The organism is Flavobacterium anhuiense (assembly GCF_900101855.1).
Taxonomy (GTDB): domain Bacteria; phylum Bacteroidota; class Bacteroidia; order Flavobacteriales; family Flavobacteriaceae; genus Flavobacterium; species Flavobacterium anhuiense.
The window spans coordinates 145,741-162,558 of the sequence record NZ_FMVC01000010.1; the positions used below are offsets into that span (position 1 = coordinate 145,741).

A 16,818-nucleotide genomic window follows, 5' to 3' on the forward strand; every position below is an offset into this window, starting at 1 on the left:
GTTATTATTTGTAACATAAACTTTTGCTATCGAGCACTAAAAGAACAAATCAAAGTGGTAACTTTGCGTTTTGCTCAAAATTATGTTAGATAAAGACAATACTATTGAAGTTCTTGGTGCAAGAGTTCATAATCTAAAAAATATCGATATATCTATTCCGCGTGAAAAACTGGTTGTCATTACTGGTTTATCAGGTTCGGGAAAATCTTCGTTAGCATTTGACACGATTTACGCTGAAGGTCAGCGTCGTTATGTTGAAACTTTTTCAGCTTACGCAAGACAATTCCTTGGCGGTTTAGAGCGTCCTGATGTAGACAAAATTGACGGACTTTCTCCTGTAATCGCAATTGAACAAAAAACTACCAGTAAAAGTCCACGTTCTACAGTTGGAACGATTACCGAAATTTACGATTTCCTGAGACTTCTATATGCACGTGGTGCAGATGCCTACAGTTACAACACAGGCGAAAAAATGGTTTCGTACTCTGATGAACAGATTAAAGATTTGATTATTCAGGATTATAAAGGAAAACGCATCAATATTCTCGCGCCAGTTATTAAGGCCAGAAAGGGGCATTATGCCGAATTATTCCAGCAGATTACCAAACAAGGATTCTTGAAGGTTCGTGTAAACGGCGAAGTTCAAGATTTGGTTGCAGGAATGAAATTGGATCGTTACAAAACGCACGATATCGAGATTGTTGTAGACAGAATGGTCATTGAAGATAATCCTGATACCCAAAAAAGATTATCTGAAAGCATCAATACAGCCATGCATCACGGTGAAGATGTTTTGATGATTTTGGATCAAGATTCTAATGAAGTGCGTTATTTCAGTAGAAACTTAATGTGTCCTACAACTGGAATTTCGTATCAGAATCCAGAGCCGAATTTATTTTCTTTTAACTCTCCAAAAGGAGCTTGTCCGCATTGCAACGGATTGGGAACTGTGCACGAAATCAACGTCAAAAAGATTATTCCGAATCCAAAATTATCAATAAAAGCAGGTGGTCTTGCGCCTCTGGGCGAATATAAATCTTCATGGATTTTCAAGCAATTGGAAACCATCGGGGAAAAATTCGGATTTAAAATAACGGATCCCATTGAGAAAATTCCAGAAGAAGCCATGCAAATGATTTTGTATGGCGGGAAAGATAAATTCTCTATCAACTCAAAAGATCTTGGCGTAACAAGAGAATATAAAATTGATTTTGAAGGAATTTCTAATTTCATTAAAAATCAATATGACGAAAGTGCCACAACAACTATAAAACGTTGGGCAAAAGATTTTATGGACGAAATTAACTGTCCTGTTTGTGAAGGTTCACGTCTTAAAAAAGAAGCTTTGTTTTTTAGAGTAAATGAAAAAAATATCACCGAATTGTGTGATATGGATATTTCAGATTTGACGGCATGGTTTTTAGATTTAGAAAACCATTTGACAGACAAACAGCTTTTAATTGCTTCTGAAGTTGTAAAAGAAATAAAAGACCGCTTGAACTTCCTTATGAATGTTGGTTTAAATTATTTGGCTTTAAGCCGAAGTTCAAAATCGCTTTCTGGTGGTGAAGCACAACGTATTCGTTTGGCGACACAAATTGGTTCGCAATTGGTGGGTGTTCTTTATATTTTGGATGAACCAAGTATTGGCCTCCACCAAAGAGACAACGAAAAATTAATTCAGTCGCTAGAGCAATTACGTGATATCGGAAATTCGGTTATTGTGGTAGAACACGATAAAGACATGATTGAAACTGCCGATTATGTAATTGATATTGGTCCAAAAGCAGGAAAATATGGTGGACAAATCATCAGCACAGGAACTCCGAAAGAAACATTAGCATCAAATACAATTACTGCTCAATATTTGAACAGTAAAATGAAATTCGACATTCCGAAGAAAAGAAGAAAAGGAAATGGTAAATTTTTAAAACTTACTGGAGCAACTGGAAACAATCTTAAAAACGTTTCTATTGAAATTCCGTTAGGACAGTTAATCTGCGTAACGGGTGTTTCTGGAAGCGGAAAATCGACTTTGATTAATGAGACGCTTTATCCGATTCTAAATGCACATTATTTTAATGGCGTAAAAAAACCGCAACCGTATAAAAAGATTGAAGGTTTAGAACATATTGACAAAGTAATTGACATTGACCAAAGTCCGATTGGTAGAACACCACGTTCAAATCCAGCAACTTATACAGAAGTTTTTACTGAAATTAGAAATCTATTTACGATGACTTCTGAAAGTATGATTCGTGGTTACAAAGCGGGACGTTTTAGTTTTAACGTAAAAGGAGGACGTTGCGAAACCTGCGAAGGTTCTGGTGTTAGAACAATCGAAATGAACTTTTTGCCAGATGTTTACGTAGAATGCGAGACTTGTCAAGGAAAACGTTTCAACAGAGAAACTTTAGAAATTAGATATAAAGGAAAATCTATTTCTGATGTTTTGGATATGACGGTTGATGAAGCGGTTCCTTTCTTTGAAAACATTCCAAAAATTCACAGAAAAATCAAAACAATTCAAGATGTTGGTTTAGGTTATATTACACTTGGACAACAAAGTACAACGCTTTCTGGCGGTGAAGCGCAGCGTATAAAACTAGCAGGAGAATTGTCTAAAAAAGATACTGGAAATACATTTTATATTCTTGACGAACCTACAACTGGATTGCATTTTGAAGACATTCGCGTTTTGATGGAAGTAATCAATAAATTGGTGGACAAAGGCAATACCATTCTAGTAATCGAACATAATATGGATGTTATCAAACTTGCCGATTATATTATAGATATTGGTCCAGAAGGCGGAAAAGGTGGTGGACAATTGGTTGCCAAAGGAACTCCAGAAGAAGTGGCTCAGAATAAAAAGAGTTATACAGCTAAGTTTTTGAAAAAAGAGTTAGAGTAAGAGTGATCTTTGTAAATATTTAAAAACCTAGTGTATGTGGAATTTTGTTTTTTTTTAAACAAAACAACCACAATTCTTTGTCATTTCGACGAAGGAGAAATCTCCGCAACGAAAACCCAATCTTTGTCGAGCTTCTCGCGGAGATTTCTCCTTCGTCGAAATGACAAAAATGCGCACACCAACTTTATAATTTACCTTTTATCAAAACTCTATACATATTTGCCCTTAAACTTTCATAAAGATTTAGATCTAAAAAACTTACTGATTTTACATGCACCAAACACCTGATAATGAATCAAAAAACTGAATTTGATTATTATCTCAACATTACTTTTGGATTATAATTCCTGTTTTTTATAACAATTCTAGAAAAAAGCGTTAATTTAGTATCCACTTTTTTTGAAAAATTCAAGCTTTTTAAAGAAAAACATGTTTCAATTAAACTGAATGTTTATTTGAAACCAAATGCCCTAGCCCTGATGGGAGTGGCATCTCCCGATTTAGAAAAACAAGGCTTTTAACTGTAGTTTTTGTTTATCGGGAAATAGCGGACAGAAGGAAATAACTCCTCCTTCTCCAATCATATAAAACATAATAATAAATTAAAATACCTAAAATGAGATTAGAAGATTTTGATAATGATGAAGATAAAGTAATTCAGGATCGTTTAAAGCAAAAAACGTGGAATGAAATTAAAACCAATGACAGCTGGGCAATTTTTAAAATTATGTCTGAGTTTGTAAATGGTTACGAAGCAATGGGACGTATTGGTCCTTGTGTTTCTATTTTTGGATCGGCAAGAACAAAGCCAGAAGACAAGTACTATCAATTGGCAGAAAAAATCGCTTATAAAATCAGTAAAGCAGGTTACGGTGTGATTACAGGAGGTGGTCCCGGAATTATGGAAGCTGGAAATAAAGGTGCGCATTTGGGCGGAGGAACTTCGGTTGGTTTAAATATCGAACTTCCGTTTGAACAGCATTTTAACCCGTATATTGACCACGATAAAAACCTCAATTTCGACTATTTCTTTGTGAGAAAAGTAATGTTCGTAAAATATTCTCAAGGGTTTGTGGTAATGCCAGGAGGTTTTGGAACTTTAGACGAAATGTTTGAAGCCATCACTTTGATTCAGACTAAAAAAATTGGAAAATTCCCTATTATTCTAGTTGGAGTTGAATTCTGGTCTGGCCTGATTGACTGGGTTAAAACGGTATTGGTTGAAAAAATGCATACCGTAAGCCCTGAAGATTTAAATTTATTTAAAATCGTAGACACAGAAGACGAAGTTGTAGAAGCATTGGATAAATTCTACAAAAAGTACGATTTAAGTCCGAATTTCTAATTTTCAAAACCATATAAGTGATATAAGTTCATTTAAAAGTATGTTTTTAAGCTTTGCGTTAAAAACACTTTTATCACTTATATGGTTAAATTATATTGCAAATACGTAAAAAGTGAGAGCTGTTTTTTTAAACAGCTTTTTTTATACTATTTTTACAAAAATCCGTAACTTCATTATGTCCGTACATAAGTATGTCTGATAATTTTTAAGCCATTATTTGAAAGCACTTTATAAAATTATTTGCCTCATTATAGTTTTATCATTTTCGATAGAACTAACTGCACAACATCAATCTAAGATGGAAGTGGCGGTAAATCTTGAGCTTAAGACACTGAATATAAAACAGGATATTACGTATCATAATACTACAAACGACATTCTGGTTTCGATTGTTTTGAATGATTGGAATAATGCTTTTGCAGACAAAAACACTCCCCTTGCAAGACGTTTTTCTGATGAGTTTTACAGAGGTTTTCATTTAGCGAAAGCTGTGGATAGAGGAAAAACTACCATTATAAATCTAACGGAAACCAATTTTTCGGCTCTGGAATGGGAAAGAAGCGCCGAAGATCCTGATTATATTACTATACGATTGAATCGTAAACTTCTACCGAACGAAAAAATCGATCTGCACCTTAATTATATTGTAAAAATACCAAATGATAAATTCACCCATTTTGGATTCGATCAAAATGGTGGCATGTTATTAAAAAACTGGTTCTTAAGCCCCGCTCGTTTTGAAAATGGACTTTTTGTCAAGTACAATAATTTCAATCTGGATGATATTGCCAATGCAGTGAGTGATTATGAGGTGGAAATTAAAATTCCAAATCAGTATTCTATAACTACCGATTTAAACCCAGTTTCCAAAGATTCAACCAATCAGAGCTATAATATTTATTCTTTTTCGGGCAAAAACAGAACCGATTTAAGTCTTTATATCGAAAAGCAAAATAGTTTTAGGATTTATGATAATGGCTCTTTGCAAGTTCTTACGAATTTAAGAAATAAGAAAATAGACGAATTTCAAAAAGCTATTATTATCAATCGAGTGGTTTCTTATGCTGAAAAATTTATTGGCAAGTATCCACATGAGAGAATTACCGTTTCTCAGGCAGATTATGACCGAAATCCGTTTTATGGTTTAAATCAGCTGCCTTCGTTTATTAGTCCATTTGAAGATGATTTTATGTTTGAGATTCAATTTTTAAAAACTTTTTTAAATAATTATCTCAAAAACAGTCTGCGTTTAGATCCGAGAAAAGACAATTGGGTATATGACGGAATCCAGATTTATACCATGATGAAGTATATGGAAGAACATCATCAGGATGAAAAAATGCTGGGAAGACTTTCGGACATGAAACTCTTTAAAAGCTACAACATTACCAATCTTACTTTTAACGAACAATACAGCTATTATTATATGCTGATGGCTCGTAAAAATCTGGATCAGCCGCTTGGCGACCCGAAAAACACGCTTATAAAATTTAACGAACAGATTGCCAGCAAATACCGCGCTGGTTTAAGTTTGAGTTATTTAGACGATTATCTTAATCATGATATTGTGCCTAAAAGCGTAAAAGAGTTTTACAATCTTAACCAATTTGGGCAATCGAACCGTTATGATTTTGAAAAAATCTTAACTCAAAAAAGTCCAAAAAATATTGACTGGTTCTTTAAAACCATAATCGATTCCAGAGATATTATCGATTATAAATTTTCGAATGTTTCGAGAACTGCAGACAGCGTTACATTTTCGGTTAAAAATAAAACTGGAATCTACGCTCCTATTCCGATTTACGGAATTAAAAAGAAAGAAGTTGTTTTTAAAGAATGGATTGAACCTACCAAAAAAGATTCTGTTTATGCGTTCAGCCGAAAAAATGCAGACAAAATTGTCATTAATTACAATAATGAAGTTCCGGAGTACAACCAGAGAAACAACTGGAGATCTCTAAAACATGTTGCGCTGAATCGTCCTATAAAATTTAATTTCGCTAAAGATTTAGAAGATCCAGATTACAATCAGATTTTATACATTCCGACATTAAATTATAATTATTATGATGGTTTCACGCCTGGAATCCGTTTTCATAATAAAACTATTTTAGACAAGCCTTTTAATTTTGATATTAATCCGGCCTACTCAATCAAGGCAGGTACAATTTCGGGTTCATCGGCTTTTTCATGGAACCAGTATTACAGAAATAGCACCTTATATAATGTTCGCTATTCTATCAGTCAAAACTATTTTCACTATGCGCCAGATGCCACTTATTTGAGATTAAATCCGATGGTGGTGTTCCGCATTCGCGAAAAAGATTTTAGAGACAATAGAAAACAAGCATTTATGTTCCGACAGGTTATGGTAAACCGTGAAGCGAGCAGTTATATTACAGATAATTCAGAACCCAACTATTCTGTTTTTAACGCACGTTATTCAAATACTAAAACTGAATTAATTGATCATTTTAATTTTATGACCGATTTGCAGTTTTCTAGCGGATTCGGAAAAGTTTCGGGAGAAGTAGAATACAGAAGATTATTCGAAAATAATAAAAAGTTAAATTTAAGGCTATATGCTGGAAGTTTCTTGTACAATACAACAAACTCAGATTATTTTAGTTTTGGTTTAGACCGTCCGACAGATTATTTATTTGATTACAATTTGTTTGGAAGATCAGAAAGTACGGGATTTTTTAGTCAGCAATATGTAATTGCCGAAGGAGGTTTCAAGTCACAATTAGAGCCTTCATACGCTAACCAATGGATGACAACTCTAAACGCAAGTTATGCGATATGGAACTGGGTAGAACTTTATGGAGACATCGGTTTCTTGAAAAACAAGCATCAAAGTGAGTTCTTTGCTTACGATTCTGGAGTGCGTTTAAACCTTGTTCCTGACTATTTTGAACTCTATTTTCCTGTTTATTCTAATAACGGATGGGAAATATCACAACCTAAATACAATGAAAAAATACGATTTATCATCACATTTTCGCCAAAAACGTTAGTTACTCTTTTTACCCGAAAATGGTTTTAATCAAATAAAAATTAAACAAAAACTTGCGAAATTATCAATAAAATTAAATTACATATAAAAATAACACAAATAAAATACGTAGTTTTTAGATTTGAATACAAATAATTAAATTATATTTAGTTCAAAGAATTATGATTATTGATTGTTTTTAAGTAATTTCGCGACATAAACAACATGACCCTACAAGATTATGATAAAAGAAAAAACCAATACTACACTGACATTTGAAGATTTCAAAACTGAGGTATTGAATGACTATAGAATTGCGGTTACAAGCCGTGAATGTAGTCTTTTAGGTCGAAAAGAAGTATTAACAGGAAAAGCTAAATTTGGAATTTTTGGCGACGGAAAAGAAGTTCCGCAGCTGGCAATGGCAAAAGCTTTTAAAAACGGAGATTTCCGTTCTGGATACTATCGCGACCAAACTTTTATGATGGCTATCGGCGAATTGGACGCTAAACAGTTTTTTGCCGGTTTATACGGTCACACCGATTTAGCTTTTGATCCGATGTCTGCAGGAAGACAAATGGGAGGACACTTTGTAACGCATAGTTTAAACGAAGATGGTTCTTGGAAAGACTTAACAAAACAAAAAAATTCAAGTTCAGATATATCTCCAACTGCTGGTCAGATGCCAAGATTGCTTGGTTTGGCTCAAGCATCAAAAATTTACAGAAACGTTGAGGGAATTACAATTAAAGACAAATTTTCTGTTAATGGAAACGAAGTAGCTTGGGGAACCATTGGTAACGCCAGTACTTCTGAAGGTTTATTTTTTGAAACCATAAACGCTGCAGGAGTTCTACAAGTTCCGATGGTAATGAGCGTTTGGGATGATGAATACGGAATCTCGGTTCACGCTAAACACCAAACGACTAAAGAAAATATCTCTGAAATTTTAAAAGGATACCAACGCGATGAAGATTCTAAAGGCTATGAAATCTTTAGAGTAAAAGGTTGGGATTATGCCGAATTGGTTTCAACATATGAAAGAGCTGGAGCAATTGCACGCGAAGAACATATACCGGTTTTAATTCACGTAAACGAATTGACACAACCTCAAGGCCACTCTACTTCTGGTTCTCATGAACGCTACAAAAGTGCAGAAAGATTGGCTTGGGAAAGAGATTTTGACTGTATTCGCCAAATGCGTCTTTGGATGATTGCCATTAATATCGCTTCTCCAGAGGAATTGGCAGAACTTGATTTCGAATTAAAGAAAGAAGTTTTAGAAGCTAAAAAAGAAGCTTGGAATAACTTCATCAATCCTATTATTGACGAACAAAAGAATCTCTTAGCTTTATTGGAGCAAATTGCTGAAGCAAGCATCAATCATAAAGAAAGAATCAAAAAATTAATTTCTGAATTGGCTGCAATTAAAGCGCCTTTAAAAAAGGAATTATTAGTTTATGCTAGAAAGATCCTTCGTTTTATTGAAGTGCCAAATAGCAAAGTTCTTTTATCAAATTGGATTACAAGATTCTTGAATGAAACTCAAGAAAAATTCAGCAGTAATCAGCATTCGGAATCGGCTCAAAATGTATTTTCTGTACAAAAAGTTCTTCCTAAATATGCAGAAAATGCAAAACCAGATTTGGATGGAAGAATGATTCTTCGTGATAATTTTGATGCGTTGTTTGCGAAATATCCTGAAACTTTAATTTTCGGTGAAGATGTTGGAAACATTGGAGACGTAAATCAAGGTCTTGAAGGCATGCAGGAAAAATACGGAGAACTTCGTGTTGCCGATGTCGGAATTCGTGAAGCGACTATTATTGGTCAGGGAATCGGAATGGCATTGAGAGGATTACGTCCGATTGCTGAAATTCAGTATTTAGATTATTTATTGTACGCTATTCAGATCATGAGTGACGATTTAGCTACATTGCAATATAGAACTGTTGGAAAACAAAAAGCGCCATTAATCATTAGAACTCGTGGACACCGTTTGGAAGGAATTTGGCATTCTGGTTCTCCAATGGGAATGATTATCAATGCGATTCGCGGAATTCACGTTTTGGTTCCAAGAGACATGACGCAAGCAGCTGGTTTCTACAACACTTTGTTAGAATGTGACGAACCTGCTTTGGTTATCGAATGTTTGAATGGATACCGTTTAAAAGAGAAAACTCCTCTAAATTTTGGTGAATTCAAAACGCCAATTGGAGTTGTAGAAACTTTAAGAGAAGGTTCAGATATTACTTTAGTTTCTTACGGATCAACTTTAAGATTGGTTATGCAAGCCGCTAATGAATTAGCAGAACAAGGAATTGACTGCGAAGTTATTGATATTCAATCTTTACTTCCGTTTGATGTTAGCAAAGATATTGTAAAAAGTATTGCCAAAACCAACCGTCTTTTAGTAATCGACGAAGATGTTCCTGGAGGAGCTTCAGCATTCATTTTACAGCAGATTTTAGAAGAACAAGACGCTTATAAATATCTGGACAGCAAACCACAAACGCTTGCTGCAAAAGCCCACAGACCTGCATACGGAACAGATGGAGATTATTTCTCCAAACCTTCTGCAGAAGATATTTACGAGAAAGTGTATGATATGATGCACGAAGTAAATCCTTCTAAATATCCAGCTTTATATCAATAAAATACGATTTATAGATATTAAAAAAACGCTCCAAGATTTTGGAGCGTTTTTTTGTTTTTACCCAAAGTGTCCACACAGTTTTGTCATTTGGACGAAGGAGAAATCTCCATAAGTAGCTCGACAAAGATTGATCAGCATTGTGGAGTTTCTCGCGGAGATTTCTCCTTCGTCGAAATGACAAGATTGTAGATAATGTTATTCAAATTAATTAAATATCCTTCAACATCGCTCTCGCTCTCTCCAAATCTTCAGCCGTATCAATTCCAATTCCAACATGAGTGGTTTCAACCATTTTGATACGTTTTCCGAATTCTAAATAACGTAATTGCTCCAGCTTCTCAGAAGCTTCTAAAGATTTCATTGGAAGACTATAAAAGTCTAATAAAGCTTGTTTTCTAAAAGCATAAATTCCGATGTGCTGAAAATATCGTACTCCAACATTTTTCTCTCTCGGATACGGAATTACAGAACGCGAAAAATACAAAGCAAACTGCGACTGATCAACCACGACTTTTACATTATTCGGATTGTTGATTTCGTCTTCATTTGTAATTTCACGCATTAGCGAAGCCAAATCAACTTTTCTATCTGGATCATTTTTAAAGACAGCTAAAACTTGTGCCAAAGGTCCAGCTTCTGTAAAAGGCTCATCGCCTTGCACATTTACTATAATATCAACATCGAGATCGGCAACAGCTTCCGCGATTCTATCACTTCCTGATTCATGTTCTTTGATGCTCTTAATGGCTTTTCCGCCATTAGACACAATTTCATCAAAAATTAAATCAGAATCGGTTACTACAAAAACATCGTCGAATAGTTTTGTAGAAACAGCCGCTTCGTAGGTTCTTAAAATTACTGTTTTACCTCCAAGATCCTGCATTAATTTTGCTGGAAAACGTGTTGAAGCATATCTGGCTGGAATTACTGCTATTATTTTCATTCTTCTATTTACTGAGTTTAAAAAACTCAAAATTTAGTAATTTAACTTTCACTAGTTTTAAGTGTTTGCAAATATGCAAAAATTACTTTTAAATTTTCTGTATTTCTATTTCTGTAAAAGATGAAAATCATGTTCAAGAATATTAAGACAAAAAATTAAACCGAAACTGTAACACGAAGATAAGTTGCAGGAATTAATGTAGAATTGTCATTACTTTGGTTTTGACTATTAACTAATCCTTCAAGTTTAGCATACAAATCTGAAGTTTTCCCGTTTTGTTCAGCAGCTTCAAAAGCATTCATAGTTGGACCATAGTACGTTTTTAATCGATTTAGCCATTCCGAAGGTGGAAATGTGGCTTTAAATGTAAAGGTATCTTTCTCAAAAGAAATATTTTCTTTTGGAACACCTGCATTTGTGAATCTTTCGATTACGTTATCCTCAATACCCCAAAGCATTGGACTTACAAAACCCTCAGGAGGCGGAGGCGTAAATTCAGCACTAATTTTCAAGATTTGCGCAATCAACGTTGGATCTCCTGGTATCCAATTACCCATAATAATTTTACCTCCAGGCCGTGTGACACGAACCATTTCTTTGGCAACATCAAAAGGTTTTGGAGCAAACATTGCCCCAAAAATGCTCATCGTAACATCAAAAGATTGATTTTTCAATTCATTCAAATCAGTTGCATCACCTTCTTGAAATACAATATTATCCAATCCTTCTTTTTTTGCTCGAAGATTACCAGCTTCAACTAAATTTCTTGCTATATCAACACCTAAAACATTGGCTCCTAATTTTGCCGAAGGTATCGCGGTAGTACCATCGCCACAGCCGAGATCTAGAACGTTACTATTTTCTTTAATTCCAATTTTGGCAACCAATTCCGCACCACTCTCTCTCATAGATTCTGCAACGCGAGTAAAATCGCCTTTTTCCCATAATGCTTTGTTTGGATTCATCTTAATTTTATCAGTGATTATAGTGCTGATGCCGCACTCTTACTTCATTTGTAAATATCTTCTGTTATTTTTTAAATTATCACCAGTTAATCACAAAAAGGCATTTAAAAAACTAATTAAAAAGAAGATAAAAACAAAATAATCAACTGACAAACAATTACTTACACAAAAATAAACAAATTAAATGGAAAACAACTGGAAAACTTTGAAGCCTTCTTTCGCTATTTCCATCTAAAAACAGATATACTTTTTACAAAACACTTTCCAAAATATATTTATAACATATTTCTTAAAGCGTTGCATTTTAATCTCTTATAATATTTTTATTTTTATGAGAAAAAACATGAAAAGAAACTTTACTTTACTTCTGCTCTATTTCTTTTTAATTCTAAGTTTAAATGGTTTCTCACAAACTGGCAAGTCAAATCTCTTAAATCCATTTTCTAATCGCATTTTTTCAGGAAAAGGATATCAGCCTTTACAAGATTTAAAATGGAAATTTAAAACTGAGGGTAAAATCTTTTCATCTCCAATCGTTCAAAACGGAATCGTTTATATTGGCAGTGAAGATGGTAATTTCTATGCAATCGATGAAAAATCGGGAAAACAGAAATGGAAATTTAAAACCAATGGAGCCCTTCACAGTTCTGCAAGCCTTTACAATGATATTGTTTATTTCGGAAGTTTTGATGGCCATTATTATGCTGTAAATGCTAAAACAGGAAAAGAAATTTGGCGTTTTACAACCAAAGGCGAACATTGGTATAGTGAAGTTGGAATGTGGGGCATGAAACCAAGCGATTTGCTTATGGCCGATTTATGGGATTTTTATCTTTCTACTCCAGTTATTTACTTAGATAATAAATCGGCATTGGCGATTTTTGGCAGCAGTGATGGAAACCTATATGCCGTTGATGCTAAAAATGGAACTCTAAAATGGAATTTCCAAACCAAGGCCGCTATACACAGCTCTCCTATTTTAGACAAAAGTACCTTATATTTTGGTGGATGGGATGGCGTTTTTTATGCTTTGGATTGCAAAACGGGAAAAGAAAAATGGAAGTTTTATACCGAAATAAAAACAGGTTTTACCGGAATTCAAGCTTCTGCAGCTGTATCTAACGGTATCGTATATTTTGGCGCAAGAGATCCGTATTTCTTTGCGCTTGATACTGAAACAGGAAAATTAATCTGGAAATACAATGCTGAAAATTCTTGGATTTTGAGTTCGGCTGTTATTAAAGATAATACGGTTTATGTTGGAACTTCAGACACTTATGCTTTATTGGCATTGGATGCAAAAACTGGAAAAGAAAAATACCGATTTAAAGGAAACGGATATGTTTATTCTTCACCTGCTATTGCTGGAAATACAATTTATTTTGGAGATTTTTCGGGGAATTTCTTCAGTCTGAATTTACTTTCTAAAAAAGAATTACAAGTTACTCCAACCGAAAATAGAGACAAGTACGCTAAAACAATTTTAAACAATAATCTTTTAGATTTTACCCACGCGGCGAAGGCAACCGATTTGTCTATTTATGCAGAGAATCACAGAGTAATGAATGAATTTTATAGATTGGGACCTATTGTTTCTTCACCATTTATTATCAATAATGTTATTTTTTATGGAAGCTCAGATGGTTATTTGTATGCTTATAATTTGAGAAAGGAAAAATAATTTCCTTTCTCAAATTATAATTATCCTGATCTTACTTAATTATTCTTATCAGATTTGGATATAGATTGATGCTCATTTTTTTGCTTGTTTTAATTGCAAAAAATATTGGCAAAACTATATTCAAAATATAAAATGCTATAAAAATATATAAAAGCATAAAAGATTGACCGTAATGCATAATTTTTGAAACAGCAAAAACTGTTATTACAATAAAAGTAAAAATCGACCAAACTATTTGATAGTTGAGCAGATTTGCTCCAATTTCTTTTAGTCCGATAATTTTATCTTTTTTCGCAATCCATAAAATAAGAGGCAAAATAATATTTCCGACAGGAATTGCGAGAAATACTAATACTGAAAGATGAAAAACAATCAAATAGCTTTTGTCTTCATGCTTTCCATAATCTAAAACATCTTCAGTATTTATATCTAAAACTTCACAAATCAGATTCAAGGTTTTCCCACGTGGTTCATTTTCGTCATTTTCAATGCGCTGAATCGTTCTTAAATTTACTTTTGAAGTTTCGGCTAATTCTTCTTGAGAAAGACCTTTTTTCTTTCTTATTTCTTTTATCTTTTTTCCAATTTCGTTCATAATCAATTTTGATTTATTATTTCGACAAAACTACTTTTGAAAAGTTGATTTTGATAACGGTTTGTTTGCGACATTTTAACGACATTCTTGTCAAAATACTGATTTTCTTGATTATAAAAATTATTACGTAAAGTTGATTACATAATTTTTACCGAAGTCATACTTAAAGAACCCGCTAATAATTTATCATTAAAAAGCTCAACTTCATCCGTTTTATCTTTTAAACCTAAAGTATACAACAACGGAAGATAATGTTCTGGTGTTGGAACTGCCAATTGAACGGCTTTATTTAATTTTTCGAAATCTATTAAAGGTTGGAAATTTCCATCTAGCAAATAGTTATTTACGGTTTGACGCGCTTCAATTGCCCAATCATAACCGTAATTGTCTTTATCAAAATTTCTAAAATCGACCATTCTAAGATTATGGACAATATTACCGCTTCCGATAATTAAAACGCCTTTGTAACGAAGTGATTGCAGTTTTTGAGCCAATTCAAAATGATATTGTCCCGATTTGGTATAATCGATGCTCAACTGAATTACAGGAACATCTGCATTTGGATATAAATGTTTAATCACGCTCCAAGCGCCGTGATCTAATCCCCAATGTTCATCTAATTCGACCATTACGGGATCTAAGATCTTTTGCGTTTCAACTGCCAATTCCGGACTTCCTTTTGCTGGATACTGAACATCAAAAAGTGCTTGCGGAAAACCTCCAAAATCATGAATGGTTCTTGGCATTTCCATTGCCGTTACTTTTGTTCCTTTTGTAAACCAATGCGCCGAAACGCATAAAATAGCGTTGGGTTGTGGCAGTGTTTTAGCCAAATTACGAAACCCAGTCACAAACTGATTTTCTTCAATAGCATTCATTGGGCTGCCGTGCCCTAAAAATAGAACCGGCATTTTATCTGTATTCGAAAACGCCGACGAAATCGAATGTAAGTCGTTTAGTGTTGTCATTTTTGCATATTTAAAACAGTTAAAATTTTCCGCCACGAATTCACGAATTTTATTTTTTAAAATCTATACGCAAAGTATTGGATTAATTCGTGAATTCGTGGCTATCAAAAAAACTATTCCTCAAAGCTCTCGTCTTTAAATCCTATCAAATATAGCTTATTTTTGGCACGTGTCATAGCAGTGTAAAGCCATCTAATGTAATCAGTATCAATTCCGTTTGGTAAAAATGGCTGTTCGATAAAAACAGTATTCCATTGTCCACCTTGCGATTTATGACAGGTTATTGCGTATGAAAATTTAACTTGAAGTCCGTTGAAATATTCGTTTTCTTTTACCTTTTGAAATCTCTTGTATTTGGTTGGCTCGTCTTCATAATCTTTCATCACTTCTTCGTATAGACGATTTGATTCTTCATACGTAAAAGAAGGCGATTCGCTGGTTAAAGTATCTAGAATTAAAACCGTTTCAAAAGGCTTTTGTTCTGGATAATCGACCATTCTGATTTTTACTTTCGCAAACTTAAATCCATATAATTCTTTAATTCCGAAAAGTTCTAAGACTTCAATAATATCTCCGTTGGCAATAAATCCAGCTTCGTCAGTTTCTTTCAGCCAGAAATAATTATTCTTAACTACCATTAAGAAATCACCAACCGAAAGTTCGCTTTCTTTAAATAAAATACGACTTCTGATTTGCTCGTTGTACTGATTTGCTCTTTTATTAGAACGAACAATAAAAGCAGTATCTTCAATACTATAATTGCTGTATGCCGAATTTATCGCATCTTGAATGTCATAACCATCCGTCAAGCGAACAATGTCTTTAAATTTCTTTACATTAAATCGAAATTCGGTAATGAAGCTCTCTTTAAGCAGTTCTCGCAGTTCTGTCGCATTATATAGAATCCCAGAACTTTCTTCCTGACGCATTACTTCATCCAATTCGATATGATCAATTTCCTTACTGTAATGAAAACCCAAAGTATCAATATCCAAAGCTGGACTAACATCCAAATTTACTGGCGGAAGCTGCGCCGTATCTCCCAAAAGTATCATTTTACAGTTTTGTCCTGAATACACATAATTGATCAAATCGTCTAAAAGTGAACCGCTGTCTAAAGTACTGTCTGAAATCATCGAGGCCTCATCGACGATAAAAATGGTGTTTTTATGTTTGTTGACTTGTTTGGTAAATGCTACTCCACCTCCAGAAGATTTCTTCGGAAAATATATTTTTTTATGAATCGTAAAAGCTGGATTATTAGAATAATTGGCAATTACTTTTGCCGCGCGTCCAGTTGGCGCCAATAAAACGTACTTTTTATTGATATCGCCTAAATTATTGACAATAGTAGAAATAACGGTTGTTTTTCCAGTTCCGGCATATCCTTTCAAAACAAAAATGGTGTCGTTTTGAGGTTCAGTCAGGAAGATTGCAATTTTCTGAAAAAAAATATCCTGCTTATAGGTTGGAGGAAAAGGAAATCGTTTTTGTAAAATACCGTAAAACTGTGCAGAATTCATAAAATAAAATTGAAATACAAAGGTCGTTTTTTTTAATGGCAATGACAAAAATCAATTTCAATGACAAAATCAAGTTTAATATGAAAATTAAAAACAATCTCAAACTTAAATTTTAATCACATACTTAAATAACTGATAATAAACAAAATGATAACATTCTGGTAACTTTTTTGCAATATTAAATTTTGAAATTGCATGTTGATTAAGTCTTTTTCATTGATATTGAAATTGAC

10 protein-coding genes are annotated in these 16,818 nt (G+C 33.8%); 5 read left to right on the forward strand and 5 right to left on the reverse strand.

Features of this window, described 5'->3' with window-relative positions; translation table 11 throughout:
- Positions 1-82: 82 nt before the first annotated feature.
- From uvrA to BLP44_RS22115, 4 genes are all read left to right on the forward strand, one after another.
- Positions 83-2,914 carry an excinuclease ABC subunit UvrA gene (gene uvrA, locus BLP44_RS22100; protein WP_091136412.1) on the forward strand — a complete coding sequence of 944 codons (2,832 nt, stop codon included), beginning with the start codon at positions 83-85 and terminating at the stop codon, positions 2,912-2,914.
- Between the two features lie 616 nt (positions 2,915-3,530).
- The gene (locus BLP44_RS22105) at positions 3,531-4,259 is read left to right on the forward strand and encodes an LOG family protein (RefSeq protein ID WP_066034126.1); all 729 of its coding nucleotides are present in this window, start codon (positions 3,531-3,533) and stop codon (positions 4,257-4,259) included.
- Positions 4,260-4,557: 298 nt separating this feature from the next.
- Positions 4,558-7,305: a gluzincin family metallopeptidase gene (locus BLP44_RS22110; protein ID WP_091136415.1), complete on the forward strand. Its 2,748-nt coding sequence runs from the start codon at positions 4,558-4,560 to the stop codon at positions 7,303-7,305.
- A gap of 190 nt (positions 7,306-7,495) precedes the next feature.
- Positions 7,496-9,910: an alpha-ketoacid dehydrogenase subunit alpha/beta gene (locus tag BLP44_RS22115; RefSeq protein WP_091136418.1), complete on the forward strand. Its 2,415-nt coding sequence runs from the start codon at positions 7,496-7,498 to the stop codon at positions 9,908-9,910.
- 208 nt (positions 9,911-10,118) lie between these two features.
- Here the strand turns inward: BLP44_RS22115 and kdsB are convergent, their stop codons facing one another.
- Together kdsB and BLP44_RS22125 are read right to left on the reverse strand one after the other, a co-directional pair.
- Positions 10,119-10,853, reverse strand: a complete 735-nt coding sequence (kdsB, locus tag BLP44_RS22120; RefSeq protein ID WP_091136422.1) for a 3-deoxy-manno-octulosonate cytidylyltransferase — start codon at positions 10,851-10,853, stop codon at positions 10,119-10,121.
- Between the two features lie 155 nt (positions 10,854-11,008).
- Positions 11,009-11,818, reverse strand: coding sequence for a class I SAM-dependent methyltransferase (locus tag BLP44_RS22125; protein ID WP_091136426.1), 810 nt, complete (start codon positions 11,816-11,818; stop codon positions 11,009-11,011).
- Positions 11,819-12,161: 343 nt separating this feature from the next.
- On the opposite strand from BLP44_RS22125, the gene BLP44_RS22130 reads away from it, so the two are divergent.
- Positions 12,162-13,499: an outer membrane protein assembly factor BamB family protein gene (locus tag BLP44_RS22130; protein WP_091136478.1), complete on the forward strand. Its 1,338-nt coding sequence runs from the start codon at positions 12,162-12,164 to the stop codon at positions 13,497-13,499.
- A 31-nt stretch (positions 13,500-13,530) separates the two neighbouring features.
- Here BLP44_RS22130 and BLP44_RS22135 read toward each other — a convergent pair whose 3' ends face one another.
- The 3 genes from BLP44_RS22135 to BLP44_RS22145 form a co-directional block, all read right to left on the reverse strand.
- Positions 13,531-14,094 carry a helix-turn-helix domain-containing protein gene (locus BLP44_RS22135; RefSeq protein ID WP_091136429.1) on the reverse strand — a complete coding sequence of 188 codons (564 nt, stop codon included), beginning with the start codon at positions 14,092-14,094 and terminating at the stop codon, positions 13,531-13,533.
- Positions 14,095-14,231: 137 nt separating this feature from the next.
- A complete protein-coding gene (gene ygiD / locus BLP44_RS22140) occupies positions 14,232-15,062 on the reverse strand; it encodes a 4,5-DOPA-extradiol-dioxygenase (protein ID WP_091136481.1) in 831 nt (276 codons plus the stop codon).
- Positions 15,063-15,175: 113 nt separating this feature from the next.
- Positions 15,176-16,585: an ATP-dependent DNA helicase gene (locus BLP44_RS22145; RefSeq protein WP_091136432.1), complete on the reverse strand. Its 1,410-nt coding sequence runs from the start codon at positions 16,583-16,585 to the stop codon at positions 15,176-15,178.
- Positions 16,586-16,818: the final 233 nt, after the last annotated feature.

Coding starts and splice junctions, on each gene's coding strand:
- BLP44_RS22130 (WP_091136478.1), top strand. CDS start 12,162: ATGAAAAGAAACTTTACTTTACTTCTGCTCTATTTCTTTTTAATTCTA.
- BLP44_RS22135 (WP_091136429.1), bottom strand. CDS start 14,094: ATGAACGAAATTGGAAAAAAGATAAAAGAAATAAGAAAGAAAAAAGGT.
- BLP44_RS22105 (WP_066034126.1), top strand. CDS start 3,531: ATGAGATTAGAAGATTTTGATAATGATGAAGATAAAGTAATTCAGGAT.
- ygiD (WP_091136481.1), bottom strand. CDS start 15,062: ATGACAACACTAAACGACTTACATTCGATTTCGTCGGCGTTTTCGAAT.
- BLP44_RS22145 (WP_091136432.1), bottom strand. CDS start 16,585: ATGAATTCTGCACAGTTTTACGGTATTTTACAAAAACGATTTCCTTTT.
- BLP44_RS22115 (WP_091136418.1), top strand. CDS start 7,496: ATGATAAAAGAAAAAACCAATACTACACTGACATTTGAAGATTTCAAA.
- BLP44_RS22110 (WP_091136415.1), top strand. CDS start 4,558: ATGGAAGTGGCGGTAAATCTTGAGCTTAAGACACTGAATATAAAACAG.
- BLP44_RS22125 (WP_091136426.1), bottom strand. CDS start 11,818: ATGAATCCAAACAAAGCATTATGGGAAAAAGGCGATTTTACTCGCGTT.
- uvrA (WP_091136412.1), top strand. CDS start 83: ATGTTAGATAAAGACAATACTATTGAAGTTCTTGGTGCAAGAGTTCAT.
- kdsB (WP_091136422.1), bottom strand. CDS start 10,853: ATGAAAATAATAGCAGTAATTCCAGCCAGATATGCTTCAACACGTTTT.